The organism is Rhodococcus sp. PvP016 (genome assembly GCF_017832185.1).
In the GTDB taxonomy this organism is placed as follows: domain Bacteria; phylum Actinomycetota; class Actinomycetes; order Mycobacteriales; family Mycobacteriaceae; genus Rhodococcoides.
Window position 1 is genome coordinate 161,353 of record NZ_JAFIBH010000001.1, and the last position, 12,619, is coordinate 173,971.

The 12,619-nt window shown below is 68.0% G+C and carries 11 protein-coding genes; 4 read left to right on the top strand and 7 right to left on the bottom strand.

Annotation, left to right across the window (positions count from 1 at the left end; all coding sequences use genetic code 11):
- Positions 1-26 precede the first annotated feature (26 nt).
- Entirely contained in the window at positions 27-881 is an 855-nt protein-coding gene (locus JOE30_RS00500; RefSeq protein ID WP_204868954.1) for a type IV toxin-antitoxin system AbiEi family antitoxin domain-containing protein, read from the top strand.
- Positions 882-907: 26 nt separating this feature from the next.
- Here JOE30_RS00500 and JOE30_RS00505 read toward each other — a convergent pair whose 3' ends face one another.
- From JOE30_RS00505 to mftF, 4 genes are all read right to left on the bottom strand, one after another.
- Positions 908-1,402: a DUF779 domain-containing protein gene (locus JOE30_RS00505; protein WP_204868955.1), complete on the bottom strand. Its 495-nt coding sequence runs from the start codon at positions 1,400-1,402 to the stop codon at positions 908-910.
- Positions 1,403-1,458: 56 nt separating this feature from the next.
- Positions 1,459-2,982: an aldehyde dehydrogenase gene (adh, locus tag JOE30_RS00510; RefSeq protein ID WP_204868956.1), complete on the bottom strand. Its 1,524-nt coding sequence runs from the start codon at positions 2,980-2,982 to the stop codon at positions 1,459-1,461.
- Between the two features lie 91 nt (positions 2,983-3,073).
- Positions 3,074-4,339 (bottom strand): helix-turn-helix domain-containing protein, encoded by a 1,266-nt coding sequence (locus JOE30_RS00515; protein WP_204868957.1) that lies wholly within the window; start codon positions 4,337-4,339, stop codon positions 3,074-3,076.
- A gap of 117 nt (positions 4,340-4,456) precedes the next feature.
- Positions 4,457-5,863, bottom strand: coding sequence for a mycofactocin biosynthesis glycosyltransferase MftF (gene mftF / locus JOE30_RS00520; RefSeq protein ID WP_204868958.1), 1,407 nt, complete (start codon positions 5,861-5,863; stop codon positions 4,457-4,459).
- Positions 5,864-6,301: 438 nt separating this feature from the next.
- Between mftF and JOE30_RS00525 the strand changes: the two genes are divergently transcribed.
- Both JOE30_RS00525 and JOE30_RS00530 read left to right on the top strand, forming a co-directional pair.
- Positions 6,302-7,003 (top strand): GntR family transcriptional regulator, encoded by a 702-nt coding sequence (locus JOE30_RS00525; RefSeq protein WP_204868959.1) that lies wholly within the window; start codon positions 6,302-6,304, stop codon positions 7,001-7,003.
- Positions 7,004-7,137: 134 nt separating this feature from the next.
- Entirely contained in the window at positions 7,138-8,676 is a 1,539-nt protein-coding gene (locus JOE30_RS00530; RefSeq protein ID WP_204868960.1) for an NCS1 family nucleobase:cation symporter-1, read from the top strand.
- Here JOE30_RS00530 and JOE30_RS00535 read toward each other — a convergent pair.
- Entirely contained in the window at positions 8,650-9,396 is a 747-nt protein-coding gene (locus JOE30_RS00535; protein WP_204868961.1) for a GTP pyrophosphokinase family protein, read from the bottom strand. The genes JOE30_RS00530 and JOE30_RS00535 overlap by 27 nt on opposite strands.
- Positions 9,393-9,902, bottom strand: coding sequence for a GNAT family N-acetyltransferase (locus JOE30_RS00540; RefSeq protein WP_204868962.1), 510 nt, complete (start codon positions 9,900-9,902; stop codon positions 9,393-9,395). The genes JOE30_RS00535 and JOE30_RS00540 overlap by 4 nt, the downstream gene beginning before the upstream one ends.
- 65 nt (positions 9,903-9,967) lie before the next feature.
- Here JOE30_RS00540 and JOE30_RS00545 point away from each other — a divergent pair, with 65 nt between their 5' ends.
- On the top strand, positions 9,968-11,470 hold the full coding sequence (locus JOE30_RS00545; protein ID WP_307806008.1) for a UDP-N-acetylmuramoyl-L-alanyl-D-glutamate--2,6-diaminopimelate ligase: 1,503 nt from the start codon (positions 9,968-9,970) through the stop codon (positions 11,468-11,470).
- A gap of 9 nt (positions 11,471-11,479) precedes the next feature.
- On the opposite strand, the gene JOE30_RS00550 is transcribed toward JOE30_RS00545, so the two are convergent.
- Complete coding sequence (locus JOE30_RS00550; protein ID WP_204868963.1) at positions 11,480-12,589, bottom strand: HoxN/HupN/NixA family nickel/cobalt transporter; 1,110 nt, start codon at positions 12,587-12,589, stop codon at positions 11,480-11,482.
- Positions 12,590-12,619 lie beyond the last annotated feature (30 nt).

Genomic DNA, 12,619 nt, shown 5'->3' on the forward strand with positions numbered 1-12,619 from the left:
CGGAAGCCTGGAACCGTCCATCTCGCATGCTGAACGAGGTGATCGGAAGCCAGGACGGGGTGATCACGGGAGCGCAGGCCCTCGCGTGCGGGCTCTCGCGACAGAGCGTCGACCGCCGTGTACGAAGCGGCGTGTGGCTCCGGGTGGCGCCCAACGTGTACTTCGTGAACGACCGCGAGTTCACCGACCGGGCACGTATCCGCAGTGCGGTGTGGGGCTCGGGCGCAGGTGCCACCGCGTCCGGTATGACTGCTGCGTTCTGGCTCGACCTCGTCACCACACCACCCCGCATCGTCGACGTCACCACGCCTCGCCGGGGCCGGAGCCACGCTCTGGCCGGCACGCGGGTGCGGCGTCGCGATCTCACCTACTCGGACGTCGTCGTGCGCAAAGGCGTTCGAGTCACGGCTCTGGCACTGACCGTCCTCGAAGCATCCGTCGACCCGACTGGAGGCATCGCTGTGATGGACCGCGCGCTCGGCAGACACACGACTGTGTCGGCTCTGCGCGCCACACACTCCCGCAACGCCGGCCGCCGCGGAGCCGCCGCAGCCGAGCGGATGTTGCGAGCCGCCGAGGGCGGTGCACGATCCGAGGCCGAACGGCTGTTCATCAGGTTGTTGCGAGCCGGCGGCATCACCGGCTGGATCGCGAACTACCGCTTCGGCGCCTACGTCATCGACTTCGCCTTCCCGGCAGTAGGACTGGCGATCGAGATCGACGGATGGGCATTCCATTCGGATGTGACCGCCTTCCGACGCGACCGGCGCCGTCAGAACGACCTGAGCCGGGACTGGACCGTGCTTCGCTACACGTGGGCGGACCTCGTCGAGCGTCCGACGGCGGTGCTGGACGAAATCCGGTGCAGAATCCCTCGCTGAGCGAAGAATTCTGCACCGGATTCACGTCACCCCTGTATCGCCATCCCCGGCACCGGGCAGGCGTCGACGGCCTCGGCGACCACGATGGACTCGGTGGGGACGGGCGGGCGAGCGCCCTCCTCCCACTGCGCACCGGTGATGGGGTCCTGCGCCTCGAGTTCCGCGTTCTCCTCGGCGGTGTAGGCCCGCCCACGACTGAGGAACCGCAACCCCTCCGGTGTCTCGAGCGAGAAGCCGCTGCCGCGACCGGGCACCACGTCGAGCACCATCTGAGTGTGCTTCCAGGCCTGGAACTGCGAGCCCGAGATCCACACCGGAACGGCGTCGCCGTCGCTCGGCAGGTCGTCCGCGACGGTGCCCACCTCCGCGCGCAGGTCGAGGAGGCCGAGCAGGACGTCGCGGTCCCCGACGATGAATTCGCCTGCGGGGTAACACATCGGGGACGACCCGTCGCAGCATCCGCCGCTCTGATGCATCATCAGCGCGCCGTGGAGCCCGCCGAGGCGACGGAGAAGCTCCATCGCCCCGGCGGTTGCTTTGAGCCTCGGAGGCGGTACCGACCCGTGATCCGGGAGCATCAGAAGAAGCCCTGAGCCTTCGGGGCGTAGCTCACCAGCAGGTTCTTGGTCTGCTGGTAGTGGTCGAGCATCATCTTGTGGTTCTCGCGGCCGATGCCCGACTGCTTGTAGCCACCGAAGGCCGCGTGCGCCGGGTACTGGTGGTACGTGTTGGTCCACACACGACCGGCCTGGATGTCGCGGCCGGCGCGGTAGGCGACGCCGCCGTCACGGGACCAGACACCGGCGCCGAGGCCGTAGAGCGTGTCGTTGGCGATCTCGATGGCGTTGGCGTAGTCGGTGAAGGACGTGACCGAGACGACGGGTCCGAAGATCTCCTCCTGGAAGATGCGCATGTTGTTCTTACCCGTGAAGATGGTGGGCTGCACGTAGTAGCCGCCGTTGAGGTCGCCGCCGAGCTGCGCGCGCTCGCCGCCCGTGACGATCTTCGCGCCCTCACCCTTACCGATCTCGATGTAGGACAGGATCTTCTCGAGCTGGTCGTTCGAGGCCTGGGCGCCGATCATCGTCTCGGTGTCCAGCGGATCACCCTGACGGACGGCCTTGGTGCGGATCGCGGCGAGGGCGAGGAAGTCGTCGTAGATGTCCTCCTGGATCAGCGAACGCGACGGGCAGGTGCAGACCTCACCCTGGTTGAGGGCGAACATCGTGAAGCCCTCGAGCGCCTTGTCCTGGTAGTCGTCGTTCTGCGACAACACGTCGGAGAAGAAGATGTTGGGGCTCTTGCCGCCGAGCTCGAGCGTCACCGGAATGAGGTTCTGCGAGGCGTACTGCATGATCAAGCGCCCGGTCGTGGTCTCACCGGTGAAGGCGATCTTCTTGATGCGGGGGCTCGACGCCAGCGGCTTACCGGCCTCGGTGCCGAAACCGTTGACGATGTTGAGCACGCCCGGAGGCAGCAGGTCGCCGATGACGCTGATCAGGTACATGATCGACGCGGGGGTCTGCTCGGCCGGCTTCAGGACGACGGCATTGCCGGCGGCGAGTGCGGGAGCGAGCTTCCACACGGCCATGAGGATCGGGAAGTTCCAGGGGATGATCTGGCCGACGACGCCGAGGGGCTCGTGGAAGTGGTACGCCACGGTGTCGCTGTCGATCTCGGACAGCGAACCCTCCTGCGCGCGAATGCATCCGGCGAAGTAGCGGAAGTGGTCGATCGCGAGCGGAATGTCCGCGTTCAGGGTCTCGCGGATCGGCTTGCCGTTGTCCCACGACTCGGCGAGCGCGATGGAGTCGAGGTTCTCGGCGATGCGGTCCGCGATCTTGTTCAGGATGACGGCGCGCTCGGCGGGCGAGGTCTTGCCCCATGCCGGAGCGGCCCTGTGTGCAGCGTCCAGCGCGAGGTCGATGTCCTCGGCGGTGGACCGCGCGATCTCGCAGAAGTTCTGTCCCGTGACGGGCGTCGGGTTCTCGAAGTACTGACCCTTGACCGGAGCCACCCACTCGTTGCCGATCCAGTTGTCGTAGCGGGCCTCGAAGGACATGGCGGCGTCGGGTGTACCCGGGCGAGCGTAGACAGTCATCGAACGTGCTCCTTCATCGGTGATGCGCCCCCGAGTGATCGGGGGCTGTGATGCGGAACACTAGAACGCGGACAGTTGCAACTACGTTGCGTCAGCGACCCAGCAGTGCGAGACGGGCCTGCACCTGCGAGAATAGGACGGACGACGGGTCGAGAGTGCGGAGATAGGCCGACCACGCCGCTGCGTCCTCGCGGCCGTGCACCGACGCCGTCCACCGCGCGAGCAGTACCGGGTCGCCCGACCGCAGCAGCGCCGCCTGCACTCGCACGCGCAACTCCTCGCGGATCTCCTCGATGCCCGGTGCGTAGGAGGACGGCAGTACGACGCCGACGTACGAGCGCAGTGCCGAGTCGACGTCGCCGCGATCGAGCGCCGCGCGGACGTCCTCGACGTCCGACGCGAGTTCGGCGACCAGACGGTACGGTCGCGAGGCGAGACCGTCGGCACCGAAAACCTTGCGAAGGCGGGACATTTCGGCGCGGACGGTCACCGAGTCCAGGTCGTTCTCGTCGAGGAGTACCGCGAGGTGGTCCGAGCTGAGACCTTCCGGGTGCGCGTGCAGAAGCAGCAACATCTCGGCGTGACGGCCGGACAGCGTGATCCGCTCTCCCCCACGCACCAGCGCCGGCCTGCCGGAACCCAGTACCTCGAGGCGCAGTCGCGTGTCGATGCCGGTACGCGGCGACTCGAGGAGGTGCAGGCGCAGCTCCGACTCGGCTGCGGCGACCGTCGCACGCACGAGGGAGAGTACTTCGGGAACGGCGACGCGGGGACCACCCGTGATGTCGATGGCCCCCAGGATGCGGCCGGTGACGGGGTGGTGGACGGGGGCCGCACTGCAGCTCCACTCGTGCACGGGCCGCGAGAAGTGCTCGGCGGCGAAGATCTGCACGCAGTGATCGATGGCCAGCGCGGTGCCGGGGGCGTTGGTGCCCATCCGCCCCTCGCTCCAGTCGGCGCCCTCGGTGAAGTTCATGGCGTTCGCCCGGTCCTTCGCCGCGGTGTCGCCCTCGACCCACAGCAGCCGGCCCGACGCGTCGGTGATGGCCACGAGCAGGCCCGTGTCGGCGGCGTCCTCGACGAGGAGCTTGCGCACCACCGGTCGGATGACGGCCATGGGGTGATCGGCGCGGTACTGCGCGAGCGTGACGTCGTCGAGGAGATCGTCCGCGCCACGGTCGGGATCGACACCCATGTCACGGCTACGCAGCCAGGAGTCGAGAACGACGGACCGCACGGGCGAGTGGGGGTCGACGGGACGCGCGAGTCCCACGGTCGACAGACCCGGCCCGACGAAGGTCTCGTGAGCGCGGGAGACGGAGCGCGCGAGCGTGGCGGCGTCGTCCCCGGGTCTCATCGCGACCCACGGATTGACCGTCACCACAGACCCCGCTTCCGTCAACAGCCTCGCCCGGCAGATCGGCACACCTGACCGACCTTCACTGTAACCCAGCTCACATATCGGCGGCAGTGCCTACCGGTTGCCGAGACGCGGCACCAGAGCGCGGGGGTCGCGGTGCGACACGGCGCCCACCCAGAGCCCGGTGCCGTAGGCGACGTCGTCCATGCGCTTGTAGGCCGCGTAGCGCACCGGACCGAGGCCGCCCGGCTCCCGGTGCTCGACCCAGTCCCGCACACCCTCCGCCACCGCGATGGCCAGCGCCAGACGACGAATGCGCCGGGAGAACAGTACGGCCACCAGAGTGATCGGCCAGTAGTGCCGCACCGCCGCGGAGGCCAACTGCCAAGCGCCCCCGACGGTTCCGCGCGCGGCGAACACCGCGGCGAGGCGGGTGGGGTGATCGAGGTCGACGAACAGGCGCCGGAGGCGGACCACCGTGGTGATCAGCGTGACCAGCGCGCCGAGCATGCCCACACGTGTCCCGGACGCGGCCAGCAGCAGCGCGAGCAGTGTCGACCGCGCCATGGCCACGGGCGGCACCTTCCCGTGGTGGCGGGAGGCCAGCTCGGTGGCACCGGTGCCGTAGAACAGCTTGCGGCCGAACCACTCCCGCAAGGTGACGCGGTGATCGTGGGCGACGCGGGCCACCGGCTCGTACCGCAGGCGCCATCCTGCGTCCTGCAGCCGCCAGCACAGATCGACGTCCTCGGCGACGTGCATCGCCTCGTCGAAGCCCCCGCAGTCGAGCACGGCCCGTCGCCGCGCGACGACCGCCGCACTGGGGACGTACGACACCGGGCCACCCGCGAAGACCGGCGCCTCGCGGCGACCGAGATCGAGGGAGGACCGTGCGCGCTCATAGCGCGCGAGCGCACTGCCCTCCGGCTCGAGCGCCACGATGCGCGGAGCGACGAGCCCGACGGAGGGGTCGGAGAAATGACTCAGGACGACTTCGAGCCAGCCCTTGCGCGGCACCACGTCGGAATCGAGGAAGGCGACGAAATCGGTCGTGGCCGCGGCGAGGCCGGCGTTGCGCGCCGCGGACGGTCCCCGGGGCGCGTCGTGCCGCACCACCGCGACCGAGGCACACAGATCGTCCACGGCGATCTCGGCGCGCCGGACGGGAACGCGGGACCCGTCGTCGACGACGATCACACGGAGACCACGCAGCGCCCGCATCAGCCGCAGCAGCCCCTCGTGATTGTCGCGGACGGGGATCACGACCGTCACGTCCGCGGCGGACGGGGTGCTCATCGGCCGGGGGTTCGCGACACCGGAGTCGAGCAGTCGACGCGCCACCGTGGCGGAGTCCGGATCGGACACTCGCAGAAATCCGTCGCCGATCATCGCGGCCGCAGCGGGTGCCAGCATCACCATCCTGGTGGGCGATCCGCCGATGAGAACTCGACCGTTCGAGAGAGTCCGGACTCGAGGATCGATACGCACTCCGAATCCATCGGGAAGACGACCGTCGCGCATCGGGTCATCGTAAGGGCCTTTCTCGGTATTTGTCATAAGTCGGTCAGGATCGGCTCGAACATCCACCGACGCGGGAATCGCGCTGTGGTCCGTTCGAGGGACACTCACCCAGCGCACGCTGTGCATCGGCGCTGCTCGGCACGGCGTGACCCGGATCGGGCGGCATCCCCGGTCTCGACTGTCAAGCGAGACTTGAGGTTCACTCGGATCGAGCGGCCACCGATCGGATCGTCACCCGCGGATCGACGTGTGCCGTGGAACGCGCGGCGCGAGTTCGAGCAGCCGAGCCGACCGCCGAGCAGGGCATCGGTCGACCGGCTTCCACCGACGTGAACGTTCACCAACTCTCGTCGCCGCCGATGCGGCGACACGCGAGCATCCGACGACTCCCCCGGTTAGAGTCGCCCTGTCCCGTCCCGGTTCGCAGAAGGGGTCACGATGCCGCCGCGTCGCCGCTCGGCCCTGCTCGCGAAGCTGTCCCGCGACGTCGCGGGGGGATCCCAGGAGGAGATCCTCACCGAGCTCCGCCGGGTCATCCTGTCGGGTGACGCCCCGCCGGGAACGCCCATTCCCCTCGGCGACGTCGCGGACGTGTTCGGCGTCAGCCGCATCCCGGTGCGCGAATCGCTGAAGACCCTCATCGGCGAGAACCTGGTGTCGCATCGCCCCAACCTCGGATACACGGTCGCGCAGTTGACCTCTCAGGAACTGCGTGAGATGTACATCGTCCGGGAGGTGCTCGAGAACGCCGCCCTCGCCGTCGCGGCCGAGTCCGCCACCGACGGGGAACGGCGTCGTGCCGAACAGATCGAGCGAGACCTCCGTTCCTCGATCGCCGACGACGATCCCCAGCGCTACCACCGGTTGAGTCGCGAGTTCCACGTCGCCCTCACCGCGCCGTCTCGGATGCACCGCCTGCTCCACATGCTCGACGTCGCGTGGAACGTCACGGAGCCGGTCCAACCGATGGTGCACGTGAAGGGTGCGGATCGAGCGGCGTTGAACGACGATCACTCCGTCATGGTCCGCGCGTTCGTCGACCGTGACTCGGCCGCACTCCTGGCGGCGGCGGCGCACCACAACGAGCGGCTGAACGACGTCATCGCGACGCTTCCGTCCGGTTCCGGCCTGCTCTCCTGATCCCGGAACCGGACATACCGGACCCGGAAACCTGCCGGTCAAAAAATATATCGGTTTCGTCACGACACGGAAATACAACGGGCTCAGACTTCTCCGCAGCACCGACCACGGTTCGCACCAGCGACGGAGACACGATGACCGACACCATTCCGCACACCGGCCCCGTCGACCCACTCCCCGGAGGCGGATCGACGACAGAGGAGCACCCCGCCGGGGGTGCGCTGATCAAGGAGGGGTACGACCCGAGGCTCACCAACGAGGACCTCGCCCCGCTGCGGAAGCAGACCTGGTCGTCGTACAACATCTTCGCGTTCTGGATGTCCGACGTGCACTCCGTGGGCGGATACGTCACCGCGGGCAGCCTTTTCGCACTGGGACTGGCCAGTTGGCAGGTGCTCGTCTGCCTCCTCGTCGGCATCTCGATCGTCTACGTGTTCTGCAACCTGGTGGCCAAGCCCAGCCAGGTCGCGGGTGTCCCGTACCCGGTGATCTGTCGATCTGTCTTCGGCGTGCTCGGGGCCAACGTTCCCGCCATCATTCGAGGACTGATCGCGGTGGCGTGGTACGGGATCCAGACCTTCCTGGCCTCCGCAGCCCTCGACATCGTGTTGATCAAGCTGTTCCCGGCACTCGGCCCCTGGGCGGATCGAGATCTCCACGGATTCGCGGGACTGTCCACTCTGGGGTGGGGCAGCTTCATGCTCCTCTGGGTCCTGCAAGCGGCGGTGTTCTGGCGCGGCATGGAGTCCATCCGCAAGTTCATCGACTTCTGCGGCCCGGCCGTCTACGTCGTCATGTTCCTGTTGTGCGGATACCTGATTCACGAGGCGGGCTGGAGTGCCATCGACCTGAATCTCGGCGACGTCACGTACACGGGGTTCGCCGCGGTGCCCGTCATGCTCGGCGCGATCGCGCTCGTCGTCTCCTACTTCTCGGGTCCGATGCTCAACTTCGGCGACTTCTCGCGCTACGGAAAGAGCTACGCCGCCGTCAAACGCGGCAACTTCCTGGGTCTGCCCGTCAACTTCCTGCTCTTCTCGATTCTCGTCGTCGTCACCGCGTCCCTCACCGTTCCCGTCTTCGGCGAGCTCATCACCGACCCGGTCACCACGGTGGCGCGCATCGACAGCACCTTCGCGATCGTGTTGGGCGCGTTGACCTTCACGATCGCCACGATCGGCATCAACATCGTCGCGAACTTCATCTCGCCGGCCTTCGACTTCTCCAACGTCAGCCCGCAGAAGATCAGCTGGCGCGCCGGCGGCATGATCGCCGCTGTCGGCTCCGTGCTCATCACGCCGTGGAACCTCTACAACAATCCCGACGTCATCCACTACACGCTGGAGACCCTGGGAGCGTTCATCGGACCGTTGTTCGGCATCCTCATCGCCGACTACTACCTCATCCGCAAGCAGAAGGTCATCGTCGACGACCTGTTCACCATGGACGAGAGCGGCACGTACCACTACGCCAAGGGTTACAACCCGGCCGCGCTGATCGCCACCGCCGTCGGTGCCGTCTTCGCGATGTTCCCCGTGCTCACGGGCGGCACCCTCACCGGAATGCACACCGCGGCGCAGTACAGCTGGTTCATCGGTTGCGGTATCGGCTTCGCCCTCTACTGGGTGCTCGCCACGAAGACCTCGCTACGGGTGCGGAACGTCCCCGCCTGACCGCGGATCCGGCGCCAGCCCCGGCACGAGCGAGCGCAGGAACAGCTCCTCGTAGTCGGGGCCGGCGTCGGTGCGGGCGCCGCCGAGACGGACCATCTCGGCGTGCAGTCGCTCCATCGTGATGTCGAGCGTGCCCGCGGCAATCGCCGCCTCGCGCAACTCGTCCCGCAGGCGCTGCGGCACCTCACCGTCGTACTTGTAGAAGATCTTGTGTTCGAGACTCGCCCAGAAGTCCATCGCGATCGTGCGGATCTGCAGCTCCACGAAGACGTGCTCCGTGCGGTCGGACAGGAACACCGGAATCTCGATGGTGAGGTGGAGACTGCGGTACCCGTTGGGCTTCGGATTCGCGATGTAGTCCTCGAACTCGAGCACCCGGATGTCGCTCTGCGACGCCAGCATCTCCTTCACCGCATAGGTGTCGGCGATGAAACTGCAGGTGATCCGGACGCCGGCGATGTCGAACAGACCGGCCCGGATCGCCTGGAACGTCAACGGAATCCCTTTGCGCACGGCCTTCTCGGCGATGCTGCGCGGCGTCTTGAGCCTCGACACCACGTGCTCGATGGGGCTGTAGGAATGCAGGTGCGTGAACTCGTCCTTCAGGATGTCGATCTTCGTGGTGAGCTCCTGCATGCCGAAGCGGTAGGACATCATGAATCGCGTGAACTCGTCGCGCGCCGCGGCGAGGTCGGACACCACCGGCTCCTCCTCGCTCATCGCGCGTCCTCCCGGAGAACCTTCTGCATCCGGAGGGACGCGGTGTCGTACCCCAGCGACTCGTACAGCCGACGCGCCGCCGTGTTGAAGCCGAACACGTTGAGCCCGAGCACCGTTCCACCGTTCTCCCGCACGGCGTCCTCCGCCAGGAGCATCGCCGCCCGGCCGAGACCGCGACCCCGGTACCGCTCGTCGATGGCGACCTCCCAGACCCACCAGTCGGTCGTGGTCCCGATCGACTGCGGCCCGATCCACAGCGACCCCACCACGGTCTCGTCGTCCAGCACCTCGTACACCTGATGGTGCGGTGCCGGACGGCCGTCGGGGAAGTACGCGGAGAAGCTCTGATCGGCATTGTCGGTCGCCTGTTCGAGGGTGTCCCCCGCGCGGACGCGATCGGCGCGGTAGTCGCCGCGGCTGCGTTCGACCCATCCGGGAAGTCGATCGTCGGGCATGGTCCTCAGCACCACTCGGGCCTGCGTGGAGTCTCCGTCGGCTGCGCTCACCCCTCCAGTGTCCCGGGTGTCGCACCGAGGTGGTTGGGCGTTCCGCTTTCGGGTACCGCCCTCTGGTGAGTGTCGTGTCCCGCCGTCCGATCCGGCATGCCGGTGGCCAGTCGGCGAGGTCACTCCTCGACGTCGCCGACCGCGTGGGTGGATCGGTGGCGGGTGCCGCCGAGCCGGTCACTGTGGACGATCTCTGCGACGATTCGCGTGCGGTGCGGCCCGGCGATCTGTATGTCGCACTCCCCGGAACACGCTGGCACGGTCTCGATTTCGAAGAGGACGCGCAGCGCGCCGGCGCGGTGGCCGTGCTCAGCGATCGGCCCGGCACCCGGTTGCCGAGCGTCGTGGTCGCGGATCCGCGGGTCGTCGTCGGTCCGCTGGCCGCATGGTTCCACGGGAGCCCGTCCTCGTCGATGGCCGTGTTCGGAGCGACGGGTACCAACGGCAAGACGAGCACGACCCACTTCCACCACGCCGGCCTGCGCGCCGCCGGTCATCGTGCGGGGATGATCTCCGGGGTGGCGGTCAGCGGCGCCGGCAGCGACGAGGCCCCGGTGCGCACCACTCCCGAGGCGACGGTGCTCCAGCGCACGCTGTCGACGTTCGTCCACAACGGATGCACGGCCGCCGCCCTCGAGGTGTCGTCGCATGCCATCGCCCAGCACCGCGTCGACGGAGTCGAGTTCGCCGTCACCGCCTTCACCAATCTCGGCCGGGACCACCTCGACTTCCACGGCTCGATGGAGGAGTACTACCGGACCAAGGCCTCACTGTTCACCCCGGACCGCACCGGACGAGCCGTCGTCATGATCGACGACGAGTACGGGCGGCGGCTCGCGTCGGAGTGCGCGGTGCCGACGGTGACGTGCTCGGTGTCCGATCCTTCGGCGGACTTCCGCGCCGATCGCATCGACTGCACGACGCACCGCACCCGGTTCCTCGCCCGGACCCCGGTGGGCGAACTCCCGCTCTCGCTGCAGGTCCTCGGACCACACCAGGTGGCGAACGCTCTGGTCGCACTCGCCTCCCTCGTCTCCGGTGGGGTGGACGCCGAGAGTGCGGCCGCCGGGATCTCGGCGCTGCACAGCATTCCCGGCCGGTGCGAGACCGTGGCGGCCGGCCAGGACTTCACCGCCCTCGTCGACTACATGCACAACGTGTCCGGCCAGCGCGCGATCCTGCCGTACCTGCGGAGCATCACGCCGGGTCGGCTGATCCTGGTCATCGGGGCGACCGGTGACCGTGACGTGGGCAAGCGTGTCGAACTGGGCACGGTCGCCGCGGAGTATGCGGACGACATCGTCGTCACGGACGAGAGCGCCAACGGCGAGGATCCGCACTCCATTCGCGCCGACGTCGTCTTCGGTTCCCGGTCCGGCCATCGGGGCGTCCGCGTGGTCGAGATCGCGGACCGGCGCGCAGCATTCCATCACGCCGTGGCGGACGCGGCGGCCGGGGACACCGTCGTCGTGGCGGGTCGAGGCAGCGACACCTGGCAGCACTTCGGCAGCCGAACCGTGTACTTCGACGACCACGCCGAACTGCACGACGCCATCGTCGCCCGATGACCCCACGAGTCAGCTCGGCGACGTCTTCCGAGCCGCCCGCTCGAACCGGTCGTCGATGCGCGCCGCCTTGTAGTAGACGATCGAGCCGATCCACACCGCCACGAACACGACCACCACGATCTGACCCGCCAGGGTGAGATCGACCGCGGCCACCGCATCCCAGATGCCGCCGGACAGTCCGAGTTCCTCACCGAGCAACGACAGGATCTGTACGGTGCCCACCACGAGGGCGAGGAAGATCGACAGGCTCGTCATCGTGATGTTGTAGTAGATCTTGCGGACCGGCGTGACGAAGGCCCAGCCGTACGCCTTGGACATGAAGACGCCGTCGAGCGTGTCCATCGTCGACATGCCCGCCGCGAACAGCACCGGCAGCGCGATGATGGCCATCGGTGGCAGGCCACCGGCGATGGCGCTGGTGCCGGCCACGGCGAGCAGACCGACCTGCGTGGCGGTGTCGAAGCCCAGGCCGAACAGCAGTCCCAGCGGGTACATCTGCCACGAGTGGCTGATCATCCGGTCGTAGCGGCCGCGGAAGATCCGGTTCAGCAGTCCTCTGCGTGCGAGCAGATCGTCGAGAGTCTCGTCGGAGAACTGTCCGCGCCGGGCAGCACGCCACATGCGCACGATGCCGACGAGGACGACCAGGTTCAGGGCCGCGATGAGATAGAGGAACGTGCCGGACACGAGGGTTCCGATGATGCCGCCGGTGTCCGCGAAGGCGTCCCGGAAGTCCGTCGCGCGCGATGCGGCGAACGCGATCGCGGCGACGAACGCGAACACGATCGTCGAGTGCCCCAGCGAGAAGAACAGGCCGACCGCCAGGGGCCGCCGACCCTTCTGCAGCAGCAGTCGGGTGGTGTCGTCGATGGCCGCGATGTGGTCGGCGTCGAAGGCGTGCCGCATGCCCAACGTGTAGGCCAGCACCCCGGCGCCCGCGTAGACGAGAGTGCCGTCCGCGCCGGTGAGGCCGTGGATCGCCGGGATCGAGTCGTAGTGCAGGAACAGTCCCCACCCGACGACGTGCAGAGCCACGAGCACTGCTGCCAGGCCCAGGAGCCGGGGGATCTCGTCGTGCGTGAAGCGCGCACGTCCGGGCACGGTGTCGGCAGACGTCATGGAGAACCAATATTCCTCATGGAGCCCGTC